Here is a 24,742-nt window from a genome sequence, read left to right on the forward strand (position 1 = left end):
ACGTCTTAGGCGCATATCCTTGGAAACAGATTCAGCCGTCCATTCGATCAGCCCGGCAGACGGTTCAGCTGCTCGCCATGCGCATGCGCGTTCACAGCCGCAGTGTCAGGAATTTGACCAAGCCTGACCCGGCGCACGCGTGCATTCATCCAGTGGCGCACGGCATTCCGATAGAGAAACCGGCGAAACCACCCCACCCCCTGCCGGTGCAGCGCATAGAAATCGTCCGGGCTATCGAATAGCCCAAGGTCGGCATTGATGCCGGTTTTCTGAATGTAAGTATCCTGGCCGGTCCAATCGACCGGTGGCGCATTCAAGCAATCGGTCCCGGCGCCAAAACCGCAGAGATCATTGCCCGCCCCGCCAAATTTCTCCTGAAGAGCGGACAGGAACGGCCGGTCGAGAATGAAGCCTTCGAGATTGATCCAGCGGCCGTCATGATAGATTTCGACCCAGCTGTGAAGGACGTTATCGGGAACAAGACCGTAGACCAGTTCCGGCACCACGCCGCGCTGCAATGCCTTGTGGATCGTGAAACCGTGAAGGCGGCACGGTATTCCGAGCGCCCTCAGCAGAGCCATCAGCAGCGTTGCCTTGGTGTTGCACTGGCCATATCCATCGCCAAGGACGGCCGATGCCGGGATATTATCGTCGCGATTGTATCCGAATGCGATCTGATCGCGCACGAAGGTGTAGGCGGCACCGATCCGCTCGAACGCATCAAGCCGTTGCCAGCCTTTCGTGACGATCAAGGCGGGAATCACGCCTGCGCCAAAATCCAGTAGCGGTGTCTGCGTCAGGTATGTGTCGCTCATTTTCCGTTTCCCCCTCTCTATGGAAACGCCTTGTAATTCCTCTAGCGGCTAGAGGGTCAACAGCTATACCGCAGTCTTTTCCGCCATCGGCTGTTGTGCCGGTATCGTCCAGATGCCGATGACAGTCTTCGTCAGCGACTGACAATAACGGGAAACAGGACCTTGAACCGAGGTTCGCTCAACCGCAATAAGCTATAAAAATCATAGATTTTATGCTTAAAATCACGGATTTTGACGCTATTCTGCGTTTTTTGCCGATCGGAGAGATATTTGCTCTGATCCGCCAACATTAGAAATCCGTTTTTCTGTCTTTTGTCACCCACGGCTGCGATATTCCCTGCCAACAGAACAGGATATCCTCCCATGACATCCGCATCGCTTGAAAACCGCGCCACAGCGCTCAACAGCCAACTGGAAAAACTCGATCTTTCCGGCCGGCTGGCGCTGATTGCTTCGCTTGACGGGAAGTCAGTTTTCACCACCAGCCTCGGCATCGAAGACCAGGTCATCACTGCCGCCATCGGCACCGGCAAGCACGGCATCGAGGTTTCGACGCTTGAAACCGGCCGCCTCTTCAACGAGACCGTGGCGCTGATCGACAAAACCGAAGAGACCTACGGCATCCTGATCAGGCGCTTCTATCCCGAACAGGACGATATCGACGCCTATGCCGCCAAGTATGGTGCGAACGGATTTTACGACAGCGTTGAAGCCAGGCATGCCTGTTGTGGCGCGCGCAAGCTGAAGCCTCTTGCGCGTGCACTCGAAGGGGCATCCTTCTGGATCACCGGCCTGCGCCGCGGCCAATCCGGCAACCGCGCGGAAACGCCGTTTGCCGAAGCCGACTCCGAACGGGGCCTGATCAAGATCAACGTACTGGCCGACTGGGACATCGAGACGATCCGTGCGCATGTTGCGGCAGAGGCGATCCCGGTCAATCCGCTGCACACCCGTGGTTACCCGTCGATCGGCTGCGAGCCCTGCACGCGCGCGATCAAGCCGGGCGAACCCGAGCGCGCCGGCCGCTGGTGGTGGGAGAATGACGAGAAGCGCGAATGCGGCCTCCATGTCGCAGACGCCGCCTCGGCGATCCCGCAAGCATCCTCGATCTCAAACAGCCCCGTTTCCAGCAGCATTGCGCGATAACCCGCGCAGGCTCGCACCACAGACACTCCGGGAGACTTGAAATGCCCAGTACTCTTCCGGAAACGGAACTGCACAATCCGCAGACAGCAAAGACCCCGCTCGACCCGCATTTGAAGGCGCTCGAGAACGAAGCGATCCACATCTTCCGTGAAGTGGCAGCCGAGTTCGACAAGCCGGTGATGCTCTATTCGATCGGCAAGGATAGTTCCGTCCTTCTTCATCTGGCGCGAAAAGCCTTTTATCCCGGCCGCGTGCCCTTCCCGCTGCTGCACGTCAATACGGGCTGGAAGTTCCCGGAAATGATCGATTTCCGTGACGCCGTTGCCAAGGAATATGATCTCGACCTGATCGAGCACAAGAACCCGCGCGGCGCGACAGAAAACATCACGCCGTTCAGCCACGGTTCGGCGCTCTATACCGACATCATGAAAACGGAAGCGCTGCGTCAGGCACTGGATGCCGGTGGATATGATGCAGCCTTTGGCGGCGCCCGCCGTGACGAGGAAGCCAGCCGCGCCAAGGAACGCATCTATTCCTTCCGCACGCCGGACCACCGCTGGGATCCGCGCAACCAGCGCCCGGAACTCTGGAACGTCTATAACGGCATGATCCGCAAGGGCGAAAGTGTGCGCGCCTTCCCGCTCTCCAACTGGACCGAAGTGGATATCTGGCGCTACATCCAGGCAGAAAACATTCCGCTTGTACCGCTCTACTACGCCAAGCCGCGCAAATACGTAGACCGCGACGGTATGCTGGTCTGGGCCGAGGATCCGCGCTTCGAGGCGCTGCCGGGCGAACAGATACAGGAAGGCATGCTGCGCTTCCGCACGCTCGGCTGCTGGCCGCTGACCGGCGGTATCCGCTCCACGGCCACCACCCTTGAAGAGGTCATTGCCGAACTGGAAATCGCCACGGTTTCCGAACGGCAGGGACGCGCCATCGACCGCGATCAGTCCGGCTCGATGGAAAAGAAGAAGCGTGAAGGATATTTTTGATGACCGTTTCCGCAATCGCACAAGCCGCCAGCGCTGACGTAACGACCGGCACGGTAACCGCCTTTCCGGCCACGGAGGCTACGCGCGCCGTCCGCGATACACGCCCGCTGCGGCTGATCACCTGCGGATCGGTCGATGATGGCAAGTCGACGCTGATCGGCCGCCTGCTCTGGGACACAAAGGCTGTCAAGGAAGACCAGGCGGCAACGCTGCGCCGTGACAGTGGCAAGCAGAACGATCTCGGCCTGCCCGATTTCGCGCTGCTGCTTGACGGTCTGCAGGCGGAGCGCGAACAGGGCATCACCATCGATGTCGCCTATCGCTATTTCGCCACCGACAAGCGCTCCTTCATCGTCGCCGATACGCCCGGCCATGAGCAATATACCCGCAACATGGCAACCGGCGCCTCGACTGCCGATCTCGCCGTGCTGCTCGTTGATGCCCGCACCGGCCTGCTCGAACAGACCCGCCGCCATGCGACGATTGCCTCGCTGATGGGCATCAAGCAGTTCGTGCTGGCCGTCAACAAGTTCGACCTCGTCGGTTATGACCGCGCCCGTTTCGAGCAGATCACCCACGAATTCCGCGAGCTTGCCTTGTCGCTCGGCGTGCGCCAGATCACCGCCATCCCGATGTCGGCGCTGAAGGGCGAAAACGTCGTCTATGACGGCAAGGCGTCGATGCCCTGGTATGACGGCCAGACGCTGGTCGAGGTGCTGGAGCTGGCAACGGTCCGCTCCGCCCAGACCGTCGGCTTCCGCCTGCCGGTGCAGCGCGTTTCGCGTCCTGGCGAGAGTTTCCGCGGCTATCAGGGCACCGTTGCCGGTGGCTCGGTCAAGCCCGGCGATTCCGTCATCATTCTGCCGTCCGGCATGGTTGCCAACGTCACCAAGATCATCACCTTCGATCTCGTGCGCAACGCAGCCGTTGCCGGTGATGCGATCACGCTGGTGCTCGATCGCCAGGTCGATGTCGCCCGCGGCGACATGATCGTCTCGATCGACAGCCAGCCGCAGGTCGGCCTCGACTTCGATGCCCAGATCGTTGCCCTGCAGGCCGAAGGCATTCAGCCGGGCCGGCGTTATTGGTTGAAGAGCGGCTCGCGGCGCCAGCGCGTTACTGCAAACCCCTACAGCCAGCTGGACCTCCAGACCGGCAGCTGGAACCAGCGGACGGGCGTACTGCCGATGAACGGCATCGGTAAGGTCCACCTCTCCTTCGATGAGAACGCCGTTTTTGACGCCTATGAACAGAACCGCACAACAGGCGCCTTCATCCTGATCGATCCGGATACCAACAACACGGTTGCCGGCGGCATGATCACCGCCAAGCGCTCGTCGCTGACCGATCTGCGTTCGGACGAGGCCCGCGTGATCCTCTCTCTGCCGGCTGACCTTGCCGAGCAACTGATGGCGACGGAACTGTTTTCGCGCCGCCGCGACGAAACCGACCTGCGCCGCATGACTGCCGGCGAAGCATCGCAAATCTTCAAGGATGCCGCCGTCGACATCTGACATGGCTTAGCCCGGCAAGCGCCACCTCCGAAAGACCGGAGGTGGCGCTTGTTGTCATGTCATTGAAAATGTCCGGCATACTCATGCGCCTGGCGGCGCGTGAACCGATCCAGGTCCGCCGCAATCAGGGCGCGTCAGCCGTGACGATGGCCTTCAACCGCTCCAGATCCACCACTTTCAGCGCATCGGATTCCATGTCCCGCGAGGGCTTGAACCATGCGGCCGCCTCGCTCAACGCTCCCGCATAGGGAGGCGGATAACCGCCGAGACCCAGCACCCATTCGCGCACAGTTTCGCGCTCCATGCGGCCAGCCTTGTAGCGGTCGTGGATGCTGGCCGCGGAAGCGATCAGGTCGTCAATCTTTTTCAAATCAGGCCCTTAGCGTAGGAGCAATGCGGTCCCGTACATGCCGGCCGCAAAGACCGTGTGCGAGACGAAATTGAGGAAACGCACCTTGTTGGCGTTTGGCAGCTTGGAGGCAGCCCAGCCGATGCCCAGGCCCGGCTGCAGCAGGAACCAGCCGGCACCGATGGTGACGATACCAACGATCCAGGCAGGCAGGAATGTCGGTGCAGCAAGCCATGCAGAGCCGGTGACGGCGACGAGCAGGATGCCATAGGCAATGCCGACAGCATAATGGCTGATCCAGCCAAGCGCCTGCTCGTGGGCATAGGGCTCGGCCTTGCCGATATCGTCATGAAAGACCTTACCGGTGCGCAAATGCCAGAACCATCGCCCGACCGGCGCCCAGTTCGGCTTGCTCTGGCCAGCCAGCAACCACAACAGGACCGCCCAGAAATCCATCAGCACGGTCCCGCCCACACCGATAGCCACGCTGCGCCAGAAAATATCGAACATGAAGTGAAAATCCTGTTGACCGGAGTGCGGCGCGACGCAGCCGTTTTCTTATAGTTCAGGCCGGTTTTTGTGGTCAAGCACCACCGCCGGTGAAGCCAGCGGCGGTTTCAGCGCTTGGCTTCCAGCTCGAGAAAGCTGGCGGGTTTCTTCTGACGCACGATCACCTCGTAATCGCCGGCGGGATAATCATCGATGACGACATCTTCAATGGTAATCGTCATCTCGCTGTACTCGCCGGTCTCGAGGTGGATGCCCGCCACATGTTCGGCGAGCCTGTTGGCATAGGCCTCGATATCGCTGGGGATGAGATGTGCCGGTGTGAAGTGAGGTATATTCATTCCAGTATCCCGAAAGGGGCCGCCGGGCTGGCCGGTTTTCAAGGCAATGATAGACCGGAGAATCGCTGTGTTGCAAATGGGATTTGAGCAGCAGGCAGCCTCAAATCAGCCTTCCCGGGTCAATCGGCCGGGCCGCCACGGCTCCGGCTGACGGTTAGGTTCCGGCGGGTAGCTGCAGGTTTACCATCGCCCGCTCTCCAGCGGCATTTTTGCAAACAGCAGGTCCAGCACCGCTATATAGAGATGGCAGCTTCAAAAAGTTCAGCAATTCAGGGAAATAGAGCTGGTCGGAGTGAGAGGATTCGAACCTCCGACCCCGTCGTCCCGAACGACGTGCGCTACCAGGCTGCGCTACACTCCGTGACCAGCGGCGCCTCTATAGAACAGCATTTTCCTTTCCACAAGGCGCAAACTGGAAAAATCCGCACGTAGCTTGAAAACAATAGGATAAGTCCCGCCACACCACCGGAAAAGCCTGCAGCCAAGCTGCTCAGCCAGGCCAGAAACGGCGCTAAAAATTGCAGCCGGCAGCGGGGTTTTCCCACCAAACTGTTCCCTTGCTGGGGCCTTTCGGCAACGCTTGCAAATTTATGCGTACAGCCGCGTTTATAAGCCGTTGCGGAGATTTTCTTTCAATCGGTTTAGCGCTAGAGGCTGGAGCGACAAGCCTTGGCTGCCAGCGCTTTGCGCCGCCGGGGCGGGCGATGTTTCAGAACGAAAACCAAAGGGACGTGACCAGATGAATTTCCGCTTGATGACCGTGGCCGGCCTTGCGCTGGCGCTTGCCGGCTGCACCACCGTAGGCCCGGCCCGCAATGCCGTCGAGGCCCGCTGGAAGGGACAGCCCGCAGGCGTCTTCTTCGCCGCGTTTGGCCCGCCACAGTCGGACGTTTCCAGCGGTGACATGACCGTCTATTCCTGGAAGGGCGGCTACAAGAAGCGGACGATCCCGGCGCAGTACGCCGAAGGTGAAAACGGCAAGAAGGGCAAGAAGATCGCCTCCGCCCGCACCGAATTCCTGTCCTGCTCTGTCCAGCTCAACGTCTCGTCCGACTACGTCATCCGCTCGATCACGGTGCTCGGCGATGTCAAAAAGTCTTCCGGTCCGAGCTGGTGCGAGGAGTTTCTGGCTGGCGATCAGGCGAAGTAAGATTTTTTTGGGCACCGATGTGCTGATCTGAATGGACCCGCCGGTTTTCACCGGCGGGTCTTGTTTATGGCGTTTGCTCAGGTGGTGCTGTTGTCTTCGACCGGCGCACCGGGGCCATTTTTCTTGATGGAATCGATGGCATTCTGAGCGCTCGACTTGCTGGAATAGCCTTCCGTCGAGAACATCACTTCGTTGTTGTATTTGAAGCGAACCCGGAATTCGCCAGCCTTGTCTTTGTAGATTTCAAACTTGTGAGCCATCAGCTCCCCCTCTTGTCAGCGTGAATCAAGCCTCTTCAACGTGGCAGTTGCTGCTGGCGTTGGCAAGTTTGACCCTGATGTAAAGCGACCAGCCAGCTGGTGAAAATCGATGGGGAGTTCTTTTTGGGCCGCCAGACTGACGCGCAATCTTCTGCAACGTTTCGGAGGATCGGATCATAAGCCGCCCAATGTTCATGCAGACGACCCACAAAGCCGCCTACCGAGGGACTTTTGAGGTGATCAACTGAACATGACGAGAAATGAAGTGGCTGGGGCGCCTGGATTCGAACCAGGGGTGCCGGTACCAAAAACCAGTGCCTTACCGCTTGGCTACGCCCCACCGTTTGGCGCGAACAGATTGCCCTGCCAAATCGAGTGCCGGTTTAGCAAAGCCGAACGCATGCGACAATGTCTAAGTTTGGGTTTTGCGCGGATTTTTCAAGGGGGCGATTTTGAGAAGGCTACGGGCGGGCGCGGTATGGGTAACGCCCCTCATCCGGCCTTTCGGCCACCTTGTGTGTTGGATTGGTGATAGATTCTGGTTTGTCCGGCCTGCCCGCCCGATGTTGAAGCATCGGGCGGGCGCCCGTCGGAGGGACCGTCGCCACCTGAGCCCTTTTGGCTGTGGAGAAGCTTGGTCGCCGTCGGCTGTTCACTGATCCGGATGGTTGCAGGGACGATCGGGTCCGAAGCCACAAGGAGGGATCGATGAACGTATCGAAGTCTATCACATGCAGCGCCGGCGTCGATGTCTCCAAGCTTTGGCTGGATGCCGCGATCCATGGCTCGCCGGCGACCTTGCGCGTTGCTAACACGCCTTTCGGACATGGCGTGCTGCTCGATTGGCTCTCGGCTCAGGGCGCCAATCGCGTTGGCCTCGAGGCGACGGGCGGTTATGAGCGGGTCGTCGTCAAGGCTTTGCGGGCTGCGGCGCTGGAGGTGATCGTTCACCAGCCCATCGAGGTCAGGCTTTTTGCCCGCCTCAAACGACTGCGCGCCAAAAACGACCGCATCGATGCCCGCCTGATTGCCTGCGCCACCGCCCAGGCAGACACCGTGCGAGCGGCGGCAGATCCTCGCATGGCCGATCTGTCCGAGCGGCTGACCGCCTATGAGCAGGCCAGCGAACTGGCAACCCTGCTCAAGACCCAGATGGAGCATCTGAGCCTGCCCGAGCTGATCGAGGAGGCTCGTGCCCAGCTGTCTGTGCTGATCGCCCGAAAGAACGGGATGATCTGTGCCCTCATGGCGCGTATCCGGCTCTGGCCCGATCTCGCGCGACGCTGCGAACTGCTGCGATCCTTGCCGGGCGTCGGTCCCATCGTGGCGCTCAGCCTGCTCATTCGCATGCCCGAACTGGGAACCATGCGCCGCGGCCAGGCGGCATCCCTGATCGGCGTTGCGCCGTTCGACCGGGATTCCGGTGCACGCAGAGGCCAGCGGTGCATCGCCGGAGGCCGCCGCAGACCACGAAGGCTTCTCTATATCGCGGCGCTGGCGGCAAAACGATGCGATCCGACCCACAAAACCTTTGCACAACGGATGGCTGCCGCCGGAAAGCCGCCCAAACTCATTCTCGTCGCCATCATGCGAAAGCTCATCGAAGCCGCAAATCTCGTAATGCAGCGTGACAAACCTTGGCAATCCGTCAAACAATGACATGGTTGCTTCTCCCCGCAGGCGGGGCGAAGGGATATGCGGCAACCTCTGTCGTCCCCTCTCCCCGCGTGCGGGGAGAGGGTTAGGGTGAGGGGCAATGGCGCGGGGACAATCGCTTGCAGCGCCAGCACTCAAAAGACATCAGCCAGTATTGGAAATGCATTTCTGTCATCGGTATTCTAGGCTAGGGTCTCCATCCAAACCCGGAGACTTCCATGAGCATCTTTCGTGCCCGCCCGCCCGCCAAACCCACCGTTCTTCTCGATGATGATGTGGTGAGAATCACCCGCTGGGATTTTGAGCCGGGGGCCGATACCGGGCATCATGTGCATGGCATGGGCTATGTGGTCATCCCGATGACCGATTGCCAGTTTCTGCTGGAAGAGCCTGGCGGTGAGCGGCGGGTGGATATTGCCAAGGGGCAGGCCTACCGGCGCGAGGCCGGCGTCGAGCACAATGTCGTCAATGCCGGCAAGGAATTCATGTCGTTCATCGAAGTCGAGTACAAGTGAAGAGACGGCGCGTGGACGGTCCAGATTTCGACCTTGACTTCAAGCCAGCCCATGGCGAAGCGGTGACAGTGGCGGACGGGGTGCAGCGCATCACCGTCAACAATCCCAGTCCCTTCACCTTCCATGGCACCAACAGCTATATCGTCGGCGATAAATCGGTTGCGGTGATCGATCCCGGGCCGGAGGACGAAGCGCATTTCCAGGCGCTGATGGCGGCGCTGAAAGGCCGCGAGGTCACGCATATTGCCGTCAGCCACACGCATCGCGACCACTCGCCGCTTGCGCGGCGGCTGAAGACTGAGACCGGCGCGCTTGTTGTTGCCGAGGGGCCGCACCGGGCGGCACGGCTGCTGCATGCCGGCGAGATCAACCCGTTTGCCGAAAGCTCGGACAAGGATTTTTCGCCCGATATCGCGCTTGCCGATGGCGACCGGATCGAGGGCGATGGCTGGTCGCTGACCACGCTTTTAACGCCCGGCCATACCGCCAACCACGCGGCATTTGCGCTTGGCAGTCCGAACGAGACCGGCATCGTCTTTTCCGCCGATCATGTCATGGCCTGGGCAACCTCGATCGTCGCGCCGCCGGATGGGTCGATGACCGATTACATGGCCTCGCTGGAAAAGTTGCTTGGCCGCGACGACCGGCTCTACCTGCCCGGCCATGGTGGCCCGGTCAACGCGCCTGCTGCGTTCCTGCGCGGCCTGCGCGCCCACCGGCGGATGCGCGAGCGCGCCGTACTGGAGCGGGTGCGGGCCGGTGACACGTTTATCCCCGACATGGTGAAGGTGATCTATGCGACCACCGATCCGCGCTTGCATGGCGCCGCGGCGCTGTCGGTGTTTGCTCATCTGGAGGACCTGTTGGAGCGCGGCCAGGTCGAGACCGATGGAGCCCCCTCGCTCACCGGCGCCTTTCGCCTGGCGCCCGGCGGGGCAAGCTGATGCAGTTGAGGTCAGCCTATAGTTATCGCAGCGATCCGGCGGTGCCTGGCTTTGCCGACGACCATCCCATCATCGTCTTTGATGGCGCATGCATCTTCTGCTCCGGCTGGGTGAATTTCGTCCTGCGCCACGACAAGCAGGGCCGCTACCATTTCATCACGGCGCAATCGCCCCTTGGCGAAGCGCTCTACCGTCACTATGGCCTCGACAGCCGCGACTATGAGACCAATATCCTGATCGAGAATGGCATCGCCTATCTGAAATCGGAGGGGTCGCTGCGCATGGCGGCCGGGCTCGGCTTTCCCTGGAACCTTGCAAACGTCTTCCGCGCGCTGCCGAGACGCGTCCGCGATCCACTCTATGAACTTGTGGCGCGCAACCGCTACCGGATCGCCGGCCGCCGCAACAGCTGCTTCGTCCCGGCGCCGGAACATCGCGCCCGGTTCCTTGCATAGGTTGGCAGCATCTTCGCTTTCATGTCGAGATCACCAGTCTGTCGACCGGCCTGATCGTCCGCTATACCGGCTGGCTTCGTCCGGCGAACGGTTGAAGCGTTCGGCGCTACCGTCGCCAAGGAATGTCTTGCGGCCAACGTCGTATTGCAGGGTCAGGAGCAGAATGACGTCCATCCAGAGTTTGAGGATCGCGCCCATCGCATCGTCCTTCCAAAACTATCGATGCGCCAAGGATGCGCCCCTTGCCCTTGGCTGACAAACGAGCTTATTGTCGTCTTCGGATGACTTAAGGTTATGCGATGAAACGCGGACGTTTACCCTTGACCGCCCTGCGCAGTTTTGAAGCGGCTGGAAGGCACGAGAGCTTTACACTGGCCGCCGAAGAACTGTTCGTCTCGCAAGCCGCGATCAGCCGGCAGGTACGCGAACTGGAAGCGCTCCTGGGAACGGCGCTGTTTACGCGGCATCACCGCAAGGTGCGTCTGAGCGCAACAGGGTCGAGACTGCTCGAAACACTGGCCACCGCCTTCGATACGATCGATGCCCGGCTTGAGGAAGTGCGGGCGGCCAAACCCGCGACGCTTTTGACGGTCAATGCCGAACCCGGCTTTGCCGGTTGCTGGCTCGTGCCGCATCTGCAACATTTTCGCGAAGAGCACCCGCAAATCGACGTATCCGTGGAATCCGAGGCTAGACTTGTCGATTTTCGCGGCGATGTGGCGGAGCTTGCCATCCGCCATAGCGCAAAGGCAAGCAGCTGGCCTCGCACCCAGGCCCTCCATCTCTGCGACGTCGCCATGGTTCCGGCACTGTCGCCAGCGATCGTCAGGGATGAGGCTCCCCTTGAGGTCCCGGAAGACCTGCTCTCCTATACGCTGCTGCATGAAGAAAATCGCGATGTTTGGGCGCGCTGGTTTGCGGCAGCAGGTTTAGCCCCGAGCACCGAGATCATGCGCGGGCCGATCTTCACCGATGGTGCGCTGGCACTGCAGGCCCTGCTGCGCGGCCATGGCGTCGCACTTGTCGACACAGCCTTGTCGCGCGACGATCTTGATGCCGGGCGCTTTATCCAGCCCTTCGACCTGTCAGTCCTGCATGGCGCCTATTTTCTGGTGGCCCGCGACTTCGGCCAATTGTCGCCTCAAGCCCTTGCCTTTGTCACCTGGATCACCGGCTGCTTTGCAGACATATCGGCCTGACGGACTGGATCAATCCCCGGCAATCCCCAAAAGTTCGGCATCAAGCGCGTGCAAAAACTGGTCGGCAAAGGCGGCACCGAGGCCGAGATCATGGCCGCCGTAGCGCGAGGCGACGCGCATGTCGACGAAGGTGGTTTCGGCCTCTTCGCGCAGCCTGATCAACACGTCGAAGCGCAGGCCAACGATCAAAGTACGCCATTCGCCCTGCAGCAAAATATCGGAGGAGCGCCGTCCCGGCGGCATCTCGCCCGTGCCGATCTCGGGGCGCGACAGCGGGATCGGCACGTCATCAGGATCGCTATCGGCCGGGGCAGCGTCGGCCGGCTTGACGGCCATGTCTTCCAGATCGGCTTCGGCATTTTCGACGCCTGCCTGCGCAACGATGGTAATGCCGGTCTGTTCCGCAACGGTCTTTACCCCCTGAAACACGCGGTCGAGCGCACCGTCGTACCGGCGGCCGGTCAGCGCCGGATAGGCAAGAACCTGCGCTTCGCGGTCTGCCGGCGTCACCTCGGCCGCGCGCTTCAGCCAGCCCTGTTGTGCATTCGGGGTCTTGATCCAGGGCGGCGGCGTCACCGTGTCGGTGCTGACATCGTAGATCGCCGGCTTGGAGAAATATTCGCCAATCACAAAGCCGGCGGCACCGATCGGAACGGCCGCGTATAGCAGGGCCACGAACGAGGCAATGCCGCCGACGGCTGCGACCTGCCAGAACCGGACGAAACCGGCAATCGCCAGAACCACCGCAAGAACGGCAAGGCCCGCCGACAAGGCAATCAGCGCGGCGAAATGCGGCGTCACGAGCGGGCCGAAGCGATGCGCCAGCAAGGCCCCGATAAAGAGACCGAAGGCAAAGCGGGCGATCCGGCGCGCCCAACGGGCTGCAACGGATGTAGGGCGCTCATACTTGATCATCATCTGGCAGAATCAATCCCTTGGCCTGACACGGCGACACATCTCCTGTTTAGAGCATGATGACGAAAGCTGTGAAGTGATTTTCGCCCGGACGAGGATGGAGGCGCGGAGGGAGCGTGAACATCTGCTCTTCCTAACATGCCGCAAATTTGCCATTCTCCTTGATCATGTCTTAATGATGGGGATCAGCCGTGTTTCCCGGTTCATGCGGCGTAGGACCGGTTTGCACACACATCGGAATTTCCAGGTGCGCGGGAAGAGATGTCTTTCCTGTGGCTTGAAAGGAGAGTGAGCATGCTATCATCCGAGATGGCCACATCGGCCACCCAGACCTTAATTCCGGCGCCCGACGCCAACCTGACCATCGAACTGCTTGAACTCGAACTCTCGCTGGACGGTTTCACCACCGGGCCGGACGGCTTTTCCGCCCATGTCCGCGCCGCCGCTGCAGCCATCGACGGCGCCCTGCTGTTCGAATTGCCCGCCTCCGGGCTGGTGGCCGATTGTGATCGCATCGCGGTCCTGCGCATTCCCAAGGATGGCAGCGCTGTCATGGCAACTATCTTCGCCTGCCTGGAAACCGGTGGCAACACGATCCGCCTCGAAGCACCCGACGAGAGCACCGCGGACCTCAAGAATTTTGCCGAAGCCTTTGTGGATGTGCTGCAACGTATCTGATAGACAGAGTGAGATCTGCAATCGTTTCAAGGTCTCAGCATGTCCATCGGGAAGATTCTGTCGCTTGTCGCGCTCGGCGCAATCCTTGGCGGTTGCACCACACTGACGCCGCAAGAACGCCGCGCCGCAGACGAAAAAACCTGCCTGTCCTACGGCTTCCGCCGCGGCACCGATGCGCTCGCCACCTGCCTGCAACGCATCGACCTCGACCGCCGTGCCGAGTCGCGCTCATTGCGCTATGGCAACGACCCGATGATGTGGGGCTGGAACCGCCCGGTTATCGTCCGGTAATCGCGTAGCACCTTCACTTTCCGCAAGGAAATTTCCGATTCGGCGCGAAATGGCGCTGACTTTTGCTTTGGCAACGGCAATTGCCGCCTATGATGGCGCGTCAACGATCGGGAGATTTCTCATGAAAGCCGTGCTGAAAGTACTCTGCGCCCTCTTCCTCTTCGCCGCCGCGCCGGCAGTGGCCGCTGAACGGTGGCAGCAACTGCCTGCCCCCGCCCCGATGCCGAAGGCGGATAAAACCGGCACGGCGCCGGTCAACGGCATCGACATGTACTACGCCGTCTACGGCTCCGGCCCGCCGGTGCTGCTCATCCACGGCGGCCTCGGCTATGCCGACGTCTGGGGCGCACAGGTTGCCGATCTTTCCAAGGATCATACCGTCATCGTTGCCGAAAGCCGCGGGCATGGGCGCTCGACCCGCAATGCCGATCCCTATAGCTACGACCTGATGTCTTCGGATTATCTGGCGCTGCTTGATTACCTGAAGATCGGCAAGACGGCGATTGTCGGCTGGAGCGATGGCGGCATTATCGGCCTCGATATCGCCATCCATCACCCGGAACGACTGACCAAACTGTTTGCTCAGGCCGCCAATTCCAAGATCGACGGCGTCATCCCGACCGTGATGGAAAACAAGACCTTCGCCACCTACATCGAAAAGGCCGGCGAGGTTTACAAGAAGATTTCGCCGACACCGGCCGAATATGACGCTTTCGTCACCCAGATCAGCAACATGTGGGCAAGCCAGCCCAACTGGAGCGACGACAACCTGAAGAAGATCACGACGCCGACCGCCATCGTTCTCGGCGACCACGACGAGGCGATCAGCCGGGAGCATACGGATTACCTGGCAAAAACCATCCCCGGCGCCGAACTGATCATCCTCGAGGACGCCAGCCATTTCGCCATGCTGCAGGACCCGGAAGGGTACAACAAGGCGGTGCGGGATTTCATCGACCGGTAGGAAACGAACTGTCCGGCGAGCCCCCGCTTGCCGGACAGTTTAAACCGTAGCACTCAGCCCTTGCCATTGATCGCCGCCTGGGCGGCCGCCAGTCTTGCGATCGGCACGCGGAAGGGCGAACAGGAGACATAGTCGAGGCCAGCGTCCTCGCAGAAACGGATAGAGGCCGGGTCGCCGCCGTGCTCGCCGCAGATACCGAGTTTCAAGCCGTTCTTGGTGCGGCGGCCGCGTTCGGCGGCAATCTGGATCAGTTCACCGACCCCATCGAAATCGAGCGAGACGAACGGATCTTTCTCGACAATGCCCTTCTGGATGTAGGTATTGAGGAATTGGGCCGCATCGTCACGCGAGATGCCGAATGTGGTCTGCGTCAGGTCGTTGGTCCCGAAGGAAAAGAAGTCGGCGCTTTCGGCGATGACATGGGCGCGAAGGGCTGCACGCGGCAACTCGATCATCGTACCGACAAGATATTCGATCTCGATACCGGACTCGCCAATAACCTCCCTGGCCACCGCATCGATGCAGGCCTTGACGTAGTCCAACTCGGATTTCAGCCCGACCAGCGGCACCATGATTTCCGGTACGACGGGCGCGCCGGTTTCGCGGGCAGCCTCAACCGCCGCCTCGAAAATCGCACGGGCCTGCATCTCCGCGATCTCCGGATGGGAAATCGCCAGACGGCAGCCGCGATGGCCGAGCATCGGGTTGAATTCGTGCAGCGCATCGACGCGCTGGCGCAGTTCGGCCGGGTCCATGCCGAGAACGGCCGAAACATCGGCGATCTCCTCGTCGGTCTTCGGCAGGAACTCGTGCAGCGGCGGATCGAGCAGGCGGATGGTGACCGGCAGGCCGTGCATGATCGAGAACAGTTCAGTGAAGTCGGAGCGCTGCATCGGCAAAAGCTTGGCAAGCGACACCCGCCGCCCCGCCTCGTCTGCAGCCAGGATCATTTCGCGCATGACATTGATGCGCTCACCCTCGAAGAACATATGCTCGGTACGGCAGAGCCCGATCCCCTCGGCACCGAAGGAGCGGGCAGCGCGGGCATCGGCCGGGGTCTCGGCATTGGTGCGCACCGTCATGCGGCGGCTGGCATCGGCCCAGGCCATGATCTTGCCGAAGTCGCCGGACAGTTCCGGCTGCAGCATAGGGATTTCGCCCTTCAATACCTGGCCGGAGGAGCCGTCAATGGTGATCACCTCACCCTTGGCGAGCGTCATGCCAGCGGCGATCAAAAGTTCGTTGCGGGTATCGACGCGCAGGTTCCCGGCACCGGAGACGCAAGGAATGCCCATGCCGCGCGCGACCACCGCCGCATGGCTGGTCATGCCGCCGCGGCAGGTCAGAATGCCTTCAGCCGCATGCATGCCGTGAATGTCTTCCGGGCTGGTTTCGACGCGGACCAGAATGACCTTGCGGCCTTCCTTGTTGGCCAGCACCGCCTCTTCGGAGGTGAAGACGATCTCACCCGTCGCGGCCCCTGGCGAAGCCGGCAGACCGGAGCCGATGATATCGCGGCGGGCACGCGGGTCGATGGTCGGATGCAGCAACTGATCGAGCGAGGCGGGATCGATGCGGGCAACTGCCTGATCCTGCGTGATCGTGCGGGCTTCGGCCATGTCGACCGCGATCCTCAGTGCCGCCTTGGCGGTCCGCTTGCCGGAGCGGGTCTGCAACATCCAGAGCTTGCCGCGCTCGATGGTGAATTCGAGATCCTGCATGTCGCGGTAATGGCCTTCCAGCCGATTGCAGATCGCCTGGAACTCCTCGAACGCTTCCGGCATCAGCTTTTCCAGCGACGGCTTGTCGGAACCGGACGCGATGCGGGCAGCCTCCGTGATGTTTTGCGGCGTGCGGATGCCGGCGACGACATCCTCCCCTTGCGCATTGACGAGGAATTCGCCGTAGAGTTCGTTTTCGCCGGTCGAGGGATTGCGGGTGAAGGCAACGCCGGTCGCCGACGTATTGCCGAGATTGCCGAACACCATCGCCTGGACATTGACGGCGGTACCCCAGGCGGCGGGTATGTTGTGCAAATGCCGGTAGGTGATGGCGCGGGGGTTCATCCAGCTGGAAAAGACAGCGCCGATCGCCCCCCAGAGCTGAACCTCGGGATCCTGCGGAAAGGCCTCGCCGAGTTCCTCCTCGATCACCCGCTTGTAGTGCGCGATGATGTGCTGCCATTCGACGGCGGAAATCTCGGTATCCTGCTCATGCCCGAGACGGCCTTTTTCGTCTTCAAGGATTTCCTCGAAGACCTCGTGGTCGAGCCCCATGACAACATCGGCATACATCTGGATGAAACGGCGATAGCTGTCCCAGGCAAACCGGGCATCGCCGGCATCGTGGCCGAGCGCCTGTACCGTTGCGTCATTGAGACCGAGGTTGAGCACGGTATCCATCATGCCCGGCATCGAGGCGCGGGCGCCGGAGCGGACCGACAGCAGCAGAGGACGCTCGATATCGCCGAACACGCGCCCGGTGATCGCCTGCATCCTCTCAAGACCGGCCGAGACCTGTGCCTTCAACTCTTCGGGAATAGTGCGGCCATCGGCATAATATTTGCCGCAGGCCTCGGTGATGATCGTCAGGCCGGGTGGCACCGGCAGGCCGAGATTGCACATCTCCGCCAGATTGGCGCCCTTGCCTCCTAACAGATCACGATCGCCCGCATTTCCTTCGGCTTCTCCCCCGCCGAAGGTATAAACCCACTTTGTCATGCCACTTCTCCACCCATACGGCTCCCACCGGAGGCTACAGTATCCTTTTCGGGTTTAAAATGCACCGGTGGTGGAATTATGCTGCATCGCAGCAAAAACACGAAAAAACTGTCACAAAAGCGGAAGGAAGGGTCAGGCCGCGGCGCCGCTGCGGCGCCACGTGCTCTTGCCGGAGGCTTTCGCCTGATAAAGCGCGCTATCGGCGGCGCTCATCAATTCGTCGGGATCAAAGCCGTTGTCGGGCGCCACCGCGATGCCGATGCTGACGCTGATGCCGATCTGGCTGTTGGCAATGCCGAAGGGTTTTCCCAGAGCCAGGATGCAGCGGTCGGCGATATCGGCGACATCAGCGGCAGAGGCATGTTGCAGAATGGCAAACTCGTCACCCCCGAGCCTGGCCACCAGATCACCGCTCAGCAGCACCGACTTCAATCGCTCGGCAACCTGCTTCAGCAGCATATCGCCAGTCGCATGGCCGAAGGTGTCATTGACCGGCTTGAAGCCATCGAGATCAAGATAGTGAACCGCCAGTTCCCTCCCGTCCCGCGCCGCTCTTTCCAGCGCGGATTCAAGCTTCTGGCGAAACTGCATGCGGTTCGGCAGGCCCGTCAGCGGATCGTGGTGGGCAAGATGGGTGGCATGCGCCTCGGCGCGGATGCGGTCGCTCACATCGGCGATCGTCAAAAGCAGCCGCCGCGACGGCCCCTCGTTGATGATGCGCACATAGATCAGAACATGGTGTTCGGTGCCATCTGCCGCCTTCTGGTGCCAGACAGTGCGCGCCTCGCAATCGCCCTCCAGACTGCGCAGCATGGTGCCCAGCCGGTCGCCCTCGCCGCCGGCATGAAAATCAATGACACGCTTTTGCCGCATCGCTTCGGCCGGAAAACCGTAAAGCCTGACTGCTGCGTTGTTGACAGCCAGAATATCAAGGCTCGCGGCATCGCAGACCATCATCGGCATCGGGTTGGCATCGAACAGCAGCCGGAAGGATTCCTCGCGGCGCTTGAGTTCGGTGATATCGATGCGCATGCCGATGGCGCCCCCATCCGGCGTACGCCTGTCATCGTGGCGCAGCCAACGCCCGTCCCGCAGCATCTGCTCCTCCTGCGAGACCGGTAGCCTGTGCTTCTTCATCCGCTCCTCGATCCAGTCTTCCGGATCCGCGACTATTTCCGGCATATCGCCACTGGCCAGGCTGATCTCGAGAATCTCCCTGAACGGCACTCCCGGGCGCAGGTGGCCAGCGATTTCCGGATACAGTGCTGCATATTTCTCGTTCCAGAGAATGTAGCGGTCCTCTGCGTCAAAAACGCAAGCCGCCTGCGGCAGCATGTCGATGAAGAAGCCGAGACGCCGGTGGGCAGCCCTTGCCTCAAGCAGCGCCTCATCGTTTTGCCGCTCCAACTCAAGACGCATCGATTCCATCGACCGCTCATCGATGAGATCGCGGATGACGATGCCCGTCAAAACATCACTAAACCGCACGACCGAAAGCTCGACGGGTATGACACTGCCATCGCCGCGCAAAAGCAGCGTTTCGCGGCGAAAGGATTTGGCAGTGGCGTTCGAGACGGCGTGCCATTCCGGCAGAAGCCGAGATACCGGCGTGCGCGCAAGAACAAAGCTGGCTCCGGACATGGCCGCCGCGGCCTCATTGGCAAAGACAATCAGGCCGCCAGCATTCACGCACACGGACGCCACGGGAACGGCCCTCAAAAGCATCAACGCATCTACGCCCGTGAAATCCGTCAAGCTTCATACCCTCCGGCAATCCGGCATAGCTCTTTACAGGCTTGCCGGTGAAATTGTGCGCCCAGATATGAAAGATTTTCTTACCAGCCAGCTTGCCAACGGATTAGGCAACGCGACCCGACTACCATCTTTGCGCACGACTTAGGTAATGCTAATATTAATGCGTTAACGGGGATATACCGGATTGAGAGCCGCTCCGAGCAGGCCGCGAATTTTTCCATCACATCATGCGTTCCAGTTTGTAACAGCCGGGAGTGATCACGATGAGAATTTGCCTGGTATGCCTGTCCGTTCTGGTTCTTGCTTTCACTGCACCGCTTGATGCGACCGCCACGGAAACGGGGAAGCGGCTCGCGCTTGTCATCGGAAACGGACAATACGAAGCTGCCGGAACGTTGCCTAACGCAGTACGGGACGCGCGCGAATTCGGAGCCTTTCTTTCCGCCCGTGGGTTTGACGCCGATGTGGTGGTCGACGCCGATCGCGGCCAGCTGGCGGAGGCAGTGTCGCAGTTTGTCCGCAAAATCAAGAATGACGACGTGGCGCTTTTCTATTTCGCCGGTCATGGCATGCAGCTGCGTGGCGAGAACTATCTCGTTGGAACAGATGCGCGGCTGGCGAGCGAATTCGATGTTGCTGCCGAGACGCTGGCACTTGCCGATGTCATTGCGGCAATTGAGAAAAAGTCGAAGATCGCCCTCTTCTTTCTCGATGCGTGCCGCAACAACCCGCTCGCCAACCGTCTCAACCAGGAGATCGAAGGCGCCACCAGAAGCATCGCGACACGCGGACTGGCGCCGGTCGAAACGGAAAGCGCAGGCACCATGGTGGCGTTCGCTGCAGCACCTGGACAGGTGGCCTCTGACGGGAGTGGCAAGAACTCGCCGTTCACCACCGCCCTGATCAGCCACCTTGCAGGGCCGGGCCTTGAAATCGGCACCGCCTTCAAGCGGGTCATCCGCGATGTTCGAAAGGCAACAGATGGCAAGCAGTCGCCGCAGATCCTGTCGTCGCTGTCGTTGGAATTCTATTTCGACCCCTCTTTGCCAAAGGAAGAACGGGCGGTATCCACACCGGCGATCGATCCTGAAGCAATCGAGATCGAGGCCGATTTCCGCAAGGCATTGCGGATCAACACACCGCGTATCTGGGGGCTGTTTCTGAAAAAACACCCGACAGGCGAACAGGCAATTCTTGCGCGGCAATTGCTGTCTCAGTTTTTACCGGTTCCGGCGCCGGGGAGCGGCACGAACGCTGAAATGCGGGAATCCGGGCTGGGTTTGAGCCGGACCCAAAGGCACGATATCCAGGTGGCGCTGACCGGGCGAGGTTTTGCCGCCGGCACACCCGATGGTGCTTTTGGCCAGCAGACTCGGCGGGCCCTTACCGATTACCAGGCGTCTATCGGCGTCGCCAGATCAGGCTACGTCGACGAGGACACAGCCAAAAGCCTCGGAATGTCCGTCCAAGCCTATGGGAACGGTCTGTATTCCTCGCCGCTAGCACGCGTTTACAATCCGAAGGATTTTGAAGGGCTCGAAATCGATCCGCGCGTTCTGAAGGCAATTGCCTGCAATCCTTATTACGAAAGGACCTACGGGTCATTCAACGGACATCTTTACGTCCTGATGCGGGCCGGCTTGATCACACGGAAATCGGCTGCGTCGGTTTCAAAACAGTGTGGCGGCTATCTCGCGACGATTACGTCCGATGCCGAAAACAGCTTCATCGCTTCGCTTCTGAACAAGGATCAGAGACTATTTCTGACGGGCTACGATCCCCGCGGCCACGTTTCCTACAAGATGGGCGCCTGGGTCGGTCTTATCCAGGATCCATCGGGCAAGGAACCACGCGGCGGCTGGAAGTGGGAGAATGGCGAACCGATGACCTATTCGAAATGGTTCAGGGATATGCCGAACGAAGACAAACCCGGCGACGATTATGGCATGTATTATGCTCACAGGCAGGGAAAGGCGGATACAAAGACGCAATATGTCGACACTTGGGACGACATGGGTGAAAGCGACGGCGGCTATTCCTTCGTCTTGGAACTGGAATAAAGAATTTAGACCGCTTCCCGCATTTGCTCGGCCGTCTGCAGATCGACGGAGACGAGTTGCGAAACACCCTGCTCGGCCATGGTGACGCCGAACAGGCGGTTCATGCGGGCCATGGTGATCGGATTGTGGGTAATGATGACGAAACGGGTCTCGGTCGAGGCGGCCATTTCGTCCATCAGGTTGCAATAGCGCTCGACATTGTGGTCGTCGAGCGGCGCATCGACTTCGTCGAGCACGCAGATCGGCGCGGGATTGGTGAGGAACACCGCAAAGATCAGCGCCATGGCCGTCAACGCCTGTTCGCCACCCGACAATAGCGTCATCGTCTGCGGCTTTTTACCCGGCGGCCGGGCGAGGATTTCAAGACCAGCGTCGAGCGGATCGTCACTCTCGATCAACTGCAGTTCCGCCGTGCCGCCACCGAACAGATGGGTAAACAGCCGCTGGAACTGGACGTTGACCACGTCGAATGCGGCCAGCAGGCGTTCGCGGCCTTCGCGGTTGAGATTCTGGATCGCCGAACGCAGCTTGCGGATCGCGTCGATGACGTCCTCGCGTTCCTTCAGCATGGCATCGAGCTTGTCGGACAGTTCCTTCTGCTCTTCTTCGGCTCTGAGGTTGACGGCGCCAAGACGCTCACGCTCGATTTTCAGGCGGTCCAGTTCACGCTCGATCTGGCGGACATCCGGCAGCTCGGCATCGACAGCAAGGCCGGTCAGCCGCATCACCTCGTGCGGGGCGCAATTGAGCACTTCACGGATGCGGGCTTCACCCTCGAGCCGCTTTTCGCGGGCGGACACCAGCCGTTCTTCGGCGCGGCCGCGCTTTTCCCGCGTCTCGGCCAGTTCCGAGAGCGCGGTGACAGCGATCCGGTCGGCATCGCGCTGGCGTGTTTCGGCAACGGCCAAAACATCCGCGGCTTCACGGCGCGCCTCTTCGGCCTTCGACAGCTCGCTCGTCAGCGCCCGGCGCTTCTCGTCGAATTCGTCGGGCGCCTCGAGCAGTTCCTCGACCTCCTCGCGCGTCTCGCTTTCGCGCTCGCGCAAAGTCTCGATGTGCTCCTGCGCACTCGCAGCCCGGGTGTTCCAGGTCTGCCGCTCGGCCGCGATGGCGCGGATGCGGCGTTCGCGGCCTTCGTTTTCGCGCGCCAGGCCATCGTTGATGGCGCGCGCTTCGGCCACCAGCGCCCGGTCTGTCGCGACGGTCGTCATCTGGCTGTTGAGCTTCTGCTCCAGCCCGGCAACGTCGGGGGCATCTTCCAGCGCCTCGCGGGCAGATTCCATCTGCTCGCCGATCTCTTCGACCTGCAGCGAAAGCTGGCTTGCGGTTTCGGCCAGAACCGCCCGGCGGCGGACGAGATCACCGGATGCGCGCTCTGCCGCGGCCAACGCTTCGCGGGCTTCGGCAAGCTTGCGCACCACCATGCGCTGGGTTTCGCGCGACAAGCGCAGGCGCTCGTCTTCGGCACGGATGCGCGCGGCAGCAGCAGCAAGTTCGGCTTCGCGCGCGGCCAATTGGTCGCGGGCGTCGATGAGTTCGCCTTCGAGTTCGGCAAGCCGGTTCTTTTGCGCCAGCCGCAAAGCTGCGGCACTCGGCGCATCGGCACCGATGACATGGCCGTCCCAGCGCCAGACAGCACCGTCGCGCGTCACCAGCCTTTGCCCTGCCTTCAACAGCGGCTGCAGACGCTCCGCCGTCGCGTCGTCGGCAACGATACCAATCTGGCGCAGGCCGCGATCCAGCGCTTTTGGCGCGCGCACATACTGCATCAGCGGAGTTGCGTCATCGGGCAATTGCGGATCGCCGGACGCATCGCCCGGTGCGCGCCAATGGGCGGGCGCATTCGGGTCGAGCGGCGATTCCAGATCTTCGCCAAGTGCTGCACCCAAGGCCGTCTCGAAACCACGATCGACCTTCATGTCATCGACCACAGCCGGGGCGGCGCCTTGAACGGCGGAGGCTTCCAGCATCCGCCGGATAGTGCGGGCTTCAGTCTCGATGCCGTTCACCTGCGATCGCGCAGCGTCGACGGACGGGCGGGCGGCAACTTCGGCTTGCCGGGCAGCGGCCAGCGCCTCTTCGATATCGGCAACGGCATTTTCCGCCTGCTCCAGCCCGGATTCGGCGGCTTCGACTTCCTCCTGCTTCTCCGCAGGGTCCGGCAGCGTCGAAATCTGCCGGTCGAGTTCGTCGAGATCGCGGTTCTGGTCGGACAGCTGTCGGGCAAGACGCGCCTGCCGCTCAGTCAGATCGCGAATGGTCTTTTCGAGCTGGTTGCGCGAGGCCTGCGCCTCGGCCTTTTCGGCAGTCAACAAACCGAGCTGGCGTTCGCTTTCGGACAGTTTCTCGCTTGCATCCGCCAGCCGCTCGCGGGCTTCTTCGGCGCGCTCGCCCGCCTCGGCGAGCATATCGGCAAGCTCGCTCTCTTCCTCGTCCAGCCGCGCCAGAATACCGGCATTGTCGGCAACCATCCGCTCTTCGCGAATAATATCCTCGCGCAACTGCGACAGGCGGCGCTGCAATTCATCACGGCGGCGCAGGATGCGGCCAGCGTCTTCTTCAAGCTGCGACTTGGCGATCTGCAGGCGCTGCAGGGCGGCCGCAGCCCTTGCTTCGGATTCGCGCAATTCCGGCAGTTTCAGGCTGGCGATGGCCTGTGCCTTGGCCGCTTCCATCTGGGCTTGCGCCTTTTCGGCGACCAGCGATGTTGCCTGGTTCAGATGGCTATCGGCTTCAGCTTCTGCCTCCTTGGCTTGCACCCAGCGGATATGCAAAAGCATCGCTTCGTGGCGGCGGATATCGGCCGACAGCATCTTGAAGCGATTGGCCTGGCGCGACTGGCGCTTCAGGCTCTCGATCTGGCTTTCGAGCTGCGAGGTGACGTCCTCCAGCCGCTCGAGATTGGTCTCGGCGCCCTTCAGGCGAAGTTCTGCCTCATGGCGGCGCGAATGCAGCCCGGAAATCCCGGCGGCCTCTTCGAGCAACTGGCGCCGTGCCTGGGGCTTGGCCGCAATCAGCTCGCCGATCCGGCCCTGGCCGACCATCGACGGCGAACGCGCGCCGGTCGAGGCATCGGCAAACAGAAGCTGCACATCCTTGGCGCGGGCTTCCTTGCCGTTGATGCGGTAGACGGAACCATTTTCCCGCTCGATCCGCCGCGTCACCTGGATTTCGTCGCTATCGTTGAAGGCGGCAGGCGCGGTGCGGTCGGTATTGTCGAGGTAAAGGCCGACCTCGGCCGTGTTGCGGGCGGGACGGTTGCCGGACCCGGAAAAAATCACGTCGTCCATGCCCGACGCGCGCATGTTCTTGTAGGAATTTTCCCCCATCACCCAGCGCAGCGCCTCGACCAGGTTCGACTTGCCACAGCCGTTCGGCCCGACAACACCGGTCAGCCCGCGTTCGATAACGAATTCGGAGGGTTCGACGAAGGACTTGAAGCCGAGAAGTCGGAGCTTGGTGAATTTCATGCGGTTTGCCCCCTCTTCTCCCCAGCGGGGAGAAGGTGGCCCG

At 61.1% G+C, this 24,742-nt stretch carries 23 protein-coding genes and 2 tRNA genes; 13 read left to right on the top strand and 12 right to left on the bottom strand.

Going from position 1 to position 24,742, the window contains the following annotated elements:
- Nucleotides 1–47: 47 nt before the first annotated feature.
- Nucleotides 48–815: a transglutaminase-like domain-containing protein gene (locus ACSQ3J_RS02785; RefSeq protein ID WP_060503771.1), complete on the bottom strand. Its 768-nt coding sequence runs from the start codon at nucleotides 813–815 to the stop codon at nucleotides 48–50.
- 363 nt (nucleotides 816–1,178) lie between these two features.
- On the opposite strand from ACSQ3J_RS02785, the gene ACSQ3J_RS02790 reads away from it, so the two are divergent.
- Genes ACSQ3J_RS02790 through cysN form a run of 3 tightly spaced genes read left to right on the top strand, consistent with a single transcriptional unit; the run spans nucleotide 1,179 to nucleotide 4,470 of the window.
- A complete protein-coding gene (locus ACSQ3J_RS02790; RefSeq protein ID WP_060503773.1) occupies nucleotides 1,179–1,961 on the top strand; it encodes a phosphoadenylyl-sulfate reductase in 783 nt (260 codons plus the stop codon).
- Nucleotides 1,962–2,002: 41 nt separating this feature from the next.
- Nucleotides 2,003–2,956 (top strand): sulfate adenylyltransferase subunit CysD, encoded by a 954-nt coding sequence (cysD, locus tag ACSQ3J_RS02795; RefSeq protein WP_060503774.1) that lies wholly within the window; start codon nucleotides 2,003–2,005, stop codon nucleotides 2,954–2,956.
- Nucleotides 2,956–4,470: a sulfate adenylyltransferase subunit CysN gene (cysN, locus tag ACSQ3J_RS02800; protein WP_060503775.1), complete on the top strand. Its 1,515-nt coding sequence runs from the start codon at nucleotides 2,956–2,958 to the stop codon at nucleotides 4,468–4,470. Before cysD ends, cysN begins: the two co-directional genes overlap by 1 nt.
- A 124-nt stretch (nucleotides 4,471–4,594) precedes the next feature.
- Here cysN and ACSQ3J_RS02805 read toward each other — a convergent pair whose 3' ends face one another.
- The 4 genes from ACSQ3J_RS02805 to ACSQ3J_RS02820 all read right to left on the bottom strand — a co-directional run bounded on the left by ACSQ3J_RS02805 (nucleotide 4,595) and on the right by ACSQ3J_RS02820 (nucleotide 6,028).
- A complete protein-coding gene (locus tag ACSQ3J_RS02805; protein ID WP_436038617.1) occupies nucleotides 4,595–4,840 on the bottom strand; it encodes a hypothetical protein in 246 nt (81 codons plus the stop codon).
- A gap of 9 nt (nucleotides 4,841–4,849) precedes the next feature.
- The gene (locus ACSQ3J_RS02810; protein ID WP_436038618.1) at nucleotides 4,850–5,329 is read right to left on the bottom strand and encodes a DUF2938 domain-containing protein; all 480 of its coding nucleotides are present in this window, start codon (nucleotides 5,327–5,329) and stop codon (nucleotides 4,850–4,852) included.
- A gap of 107 nt (nucleotides 5,330–5,436) precedes the next feature.
- On the bottom strand, nucleotides 5,437–5,667 hold the full coding sequence (locus ACSQ3J_RS02815) for a hypothetical protein (protein WP_060503778.1): 231 nt from the start codon (nucleotides 5,665–5,667) through the stop codon (nucleotides 5,437–5,439).
- A 284-nt stretch (nucleotides 5,668–5,951) separates the two neighbouring features.
- A tRNA-Pro gene (locus tag ACSQ3J_RS02820) sits at nucleotides 5,952–6,028 on the bottom strand.
- A 378-nt stretch (nucleotides 6,029–6,406) separates the two neighbouring features.
- Between ACSQ3J_RS02820 and ACSQ3J_RS02825 the strand changes: the two genes are divergently transcribed.
- On the top strand, nucleotides 6,407–6,817 hold the full coding sequence (locus tag ACSQ3J_RS02825; protein WP_060503779.1) for a hypothetical protein: 411 nt from the start codon (nucleotides 6,407–6,409) through the stop codon (nucleotides 6,815–6,817).
- Between the two features lie 77 nt (nucleotides 6,818–6,894).
- Here the strand turns inward: ACSQ3J_RS02825 and ACSQ3J_RS02830 are convergent, their stop codons facing one another.
- Nucleotides 6,895–7,077, bottom strand: coding sequence for a YegP family protein (locus tag ACSQ3J_RS02830; protein WP_060503780.1), 183 nt, complete (start codon nucleotides 7,075–7,077; stop codon nucleotides 6,895–6,897).
- Between the two features lie 266 nt (nucleotides 7,078–7,343).
- Nucleotides 7,344–7,417: transfer RNA gene (locus ACSQ3J_RS02835), tRNA-Gln, on the bottom strand.
- A gap of 368 nt (nucleotides 7,418–7,785) precedes the next feature.
- Here ACSQ3J_RS02835 and ACSQ3J_RS02840 point away from each other — a divergent pair.
- The 4 genes from ACSQ3J_RS02840 (at nucleotide 7,786) to ACSQ3J_RS02855 (ending at nucleotide 10,647) form a co-directional block, all read left to right on the top strand.
- Nucleotides 7,786–8,736 carry an IS110 family transposase gene (locus ACSQ3J_RS02840; protein WP_436038619.1) on the top strand — a complete coding sequence of 317 codons (951 nt, stop codon included), beginning with the start codon at nucleotides 7,786–7,788 and terminating at the stop codon, nucleotides 8,734–8,736.
- Nucleotides 8,737–8,951: 215 nt separating this feature from the next.
- Nucleotides 8,952–9,248, top strand: a complete 297-nt coding sequence (locus ACSQ3J_RS02845; RefSeq protein ID WP_060503781.1) for a cupin domain-containing protein — start codon at nucleotides 8,952–8,954, stop codon at nucleotides 9,246–9,248.
- A gap of 11 nt (nucleotides 9,249–9,259) precedes the next feature.
- A complete protein-coding gene (locus tag ACSQ3J_RS02850; RefSeq protein ID WP_436038620.1) occupies nucleotides 9,260–10,192 on the top strand; it encodes an MBL fold metallo-hydrolase in 933 nt (310 codons plus the stop codon).
- Nucleotides 10,192–10,647, top strand: coding sequence for a thiol-disulfide oxidoreductase DCC family protein (locus ACSQ3J_RS02855; RefSeq protein ID WP_436038621.1), 456 nt, complete (start codon nucleotides 10,192–10,194; stop codon nucleotides 10,645–10,647). The genes ACSQ3J_RS02850 and ACSQ3J_RS02855 overlap by 1 nt, the downstream gene beginning before the upstream one ends.
- A gap of 30 nt (nucleotides 10,648–10,677) precedes the next feature.
- Here the strand turns inward: ACSQ3J_RS02855 and ACSQ3J_RS02860 are convergent, their stop codons facing one another.
- Nucleotides 10,678–10,845 (bottom strand): hypothetical protein, encoded by a 168-nt coding sequence (locus ACSQ3J_RS02860; protein WP_436038622.1) that lies wholly within the window; start codon nucleotides 10,843–10,845, stop codon nucleotides 10,678–10,680.
- Between the two features lie 101 nt (nucleotides 10,846–10,946).
- On the opposite strand from ACSQ3J_RS02860, the gene ACSQ3J_RS02865 reads away from it, so the two are divergent.
- Nucleotides 10,947–11,846 carry a LysR substrate-binding domain-containing protein gene (locus ACSQ3J_RS02865; RefSeq protein ID WP_436038623.1) on the top strand — a complete coding sequence of 300 codons (900 nt, stop codon included), beginning with the start codon at nucleotides 10,947–10,949 and terminating at the stop codon, nucleotides 11,844–11,846.
- 9 nt (nucleotides 11,847–11,855) lie between these two features.
- On the opposite strand, the gene ACSQ3J_RS02870 is transcribed toward ACSQ3J_RS02865, so the two are convergent.
- Nucleotides 11,856–12,764: a DUF1499 domain-containing protein gene (locus tag ACSQ3J_RS02870; protein ID WP_436038624.1), complete on the bottom strand. Its 909-nt coding sequence runs from the start codon at nucleotides 12,762–12,764 to the stop codon at nucleotides 11,856–11,858.
- 291 nt (nucleotides 12,765–13,055) lie between these two features.
- Between ACSQ3J_RS02870 and ACSQ3J_RS02875 the strand changes: the two genes are divergently transcribed.
- From ACSQ3J_RS02875 to ACSQ3J_RS02885, 3 genes are all read left to right on the top strand, one after another.
- Nucleotides 13,056–13,439, top strand: coding sequence for a hypothetical protein (locus ACSQ3J_RS02875; protein ID WP_436038625.1), 384 nt, complete (start codon nucleotides 13,056–13,058; stop codon nucleotides 13,437–13,439).
- Nucleotides 13,440–13,478: 39 nt separating this feature from the next.
- Nucleotides 13,479–13,730, top strand: a complete 252-nt coding sequence (locus tag ACSQ3J_RS02880) for a hypothetical protein (protein ID WP_060503788.1) — start codon at nucleotides 13,479–13,481, stop codon at nucleotides 13,728–13,730.
- Nucleotides 13,731–13,851: 121 nt separating this feature from the next.
- On the top strand, nucleotides 13,852–14,694 hold the full coding sequence (locus ACSQ3J_RS02885; RefSeq protein ID WP_436038626.1) for an alpha/beta fold hydrolase: 843 nt from the start codon (nucleotides 13,852–13,854) through the stop codon (nucleotides 14,692–14,694).
- Nucleotides 14,695–14,747: 53 nt separating this feature from the next.
- Here the strand turns inward: ACSQ3J_RS02885 and ppdK are convergent, their stop codons facing one another.
- Nucleotides 14,748–17,414 (bottom strand): pyruvate, phosphate dikinase, encoded by a 2,667-nt coding sequence (gene ppdK / locus ACSQ3J_RS02890; protein ID WP_436038627.1) that lies wholly within the window; start codon nucleotides 17,412–17,414, stop codon nucleotides 14,748–14,750.
- Between the two features lie 132 nt (nucleotides 17,415–17,546).
- Nucleotides 17,547–19,169: a diguanylate cyclase domain-containing protein gene (locus tag ACSQ3J_RS02895; RefSeq protein WP_436038628.1), complete on the bottom strand. Its 1,623-nt coding sequence runs from the start codon at nucleotides 19,167–19,169 to the stop codon at nucleotides 17,547–17,549.
- Between the two features lie 263 nt (nucleotides 19,170–19,432).
- Between ACSQ3J_RS02895 and ACSQ3J_RS02900 the strand changes: the two genes are divergently transcribed.
- Nucleotides 19,433–21,229, top strand: coding sequence for a caspase family protein (locus ACSQ3J_RS02900; protein ID WP_436038629.1), 1,797 nt, complete (start codon nucleotides 19,433–19,435; stop codon nucleotides 21,227–21,229).
- Between the two features lie 5 nt (nucleotides 21,230–21,234).
- Here the strand turns inward: ACSQ3J_RS02900 and ACSQ3J_RS02905 are convergent, their stop codons facing one another.
- Complete coding sequence (locus ACSQ3J_RS02905) at nucleotides 21,235–24,699, bottom strand: chromosome segregation SMC family protein (protein WP_060503791.1); 3,465 nt, start codon at nucleotides 24,697–24,699, stop codon at nucleotides 21,235–21,237.
- Nucleotides 24,700–24,742: the final 43 nt, after the last annotated feature.

Source organism: Rhizobium sp. LjRoot98 (assembly GCF_964252935.1).
In the GTDB taxonomy this organism is placed as follows: domain Bacteria; phylum Pseudomonadota; class Alphaproteobacteria; order Rhizobiales; family Rhizobiaceae; genus Pararhizobium.

Excerpts from the sequence above, each read along its gene's own strand:
- ACSQ3J_RS02785 (WP_060503771.1), bottom strand. The coding sequence starts at position 815 with ATGAGCGACACATACCTGACGCAGACACCGCTACTGGATTTTGGCGCA.
- ACSQ3J_RS02790 (WP_060503773.1), top strand. The coding sequence starts at position 1,179 with ATGACATCCGCATCGCTTGAAAACCGCGCCACAGCGCTCAACAGCCAA.
- cysD (WP_060503774.1), top strand. The coding sequence starts at position 2,003 with ATGCCCAGTACTCTTCCGGAAACGGAACTGCACAATCCGCAGACAGCA.
- cysN (WP_060503775.1), top strand. The coding sequence starts at position 2,956 with ATGACCGTTTCCGCAATCGCACAAGCCGCCAGCGCTGACGTAACGACC.
- ACSQ3J_RS02810 (WP_436038618.1), bottom strand. The coding sequence starts at position 5,329 with ATGTTCGATATTTTCTGGCGCAGCGTGGCTATCGGTGTGGGCGGGACC.
- ACSQ3J_RS02815 (WP_060503778.1), bottom strand. The coding sequence starts at position 5,667 with ATGAATATACCTCACTTCACACCGGCACATCTCATCCCCAGCGATATC.
- ACSQ3J_RS02825 (WP_060503779.1), top strand. The coding sequence starts at position 6,407 with ATGAATTTCCGCTTGATGACCGTGGCCGGCCTTGCGCTGGCGCTTGCC.
- ACSQ3J_RS02830 (WP_060503780.1), bottom strand. The coding sequence starts at position 7,077 with ATGGCTCACAAGTTTGAAATCTACAAAGACAAGGCTGGCGAATTCCGG.
- ACSQ3J_RS02840 (WP_436038619.1), top strand. The coding sequence starts at position 7,786 with ATGAACGTATCGAAGTCTATCACATGCAGCGCCGGCGTCGATGTCTCC.
- ACSQ3J_RS02845 (WP_060503781.1), top strand. The coding sequence starts at position 8,952 with ATGAGCATCTTTCGTGCCCGCCCGCCCGCCAAACCCACCGTTCTTCTC.
- ACSQ3J_RS02855 (WP_436038621.1), top strand. The coding sequence starts at position 10,192 with ATGCAGTTGAGGTCAGCCTATAGTTATCGCAGCGATCCGGCGGTGCCT.
- ACSQ3J_RS02860 (WP_436038622.1), bottom strand. The coding sequence starts at position 10,845 with ATGGGCGCGATCCTCAAACTCTGGATGGACGTCATTCTGCTCCTGACC.
- ACSQ3J_RS02865 (WP_436038623.1), top strand. The coding sequence starts at position 10,947 with ATGAAACGCGGACGTTTACCCTTGACCGCCCTGCGCAGTTTTGAAGCG.
- ACSQ3J_RS02870 (WP_436038624.1), bottom strand. The coding sequence starts at position 12,764 with ATGATGATCAAGTATGAGCGCCCTACATCCGTTGCAGCCCGTTGGGCG.
- ACSQ3J_RS02875 (WP_436038625.1), top strand. The coding sequence starts at position 13,056 with ATGCTATCATCCGAGATGGCCACATCGGCCACCCAGACCTTAATTCCG.
- ACSQ3J_RS02880 (WP_060503788.1), top strand. The coding sequence starts at position 13,479 with ATGTCCATCGGGAAGATTCTGTCGCTTGTCGCGCTCGGCGCAATCCTT.
- ACSQ3J_RS02885 (WP_436038626.1), top strand. The coding sequence starts at position 13,852 with ATGAAAGCCGTGCTGAAAGTACTCTGCGCCCTCTTCCTCTTCGCCGCC.
- ppdK (WP_436038627.1), bottom strand. The coding sequence starts at position 17,414 with ATGACAAAGTGGGTTTATACCTTCGGCGGGGGAGAAGCCGAAGGAAAT.
- ACSQ3J_RS02900 (WP_436038629.1), top strand. The coding sequence starts at position 19,433 with ATGAGAATTTGCCTGGTATGCCTGTCCGTTCTGGTTCTTGCTTTCACT.
- ACSQ3J_RS02905 (WP_060503791.1), bottom strand. The coding sequence starts at position 24,699 with ATGAAATTCACCAAGCTCCGACTTCTCGGCTTCAAGTCCTTCGTCGAA.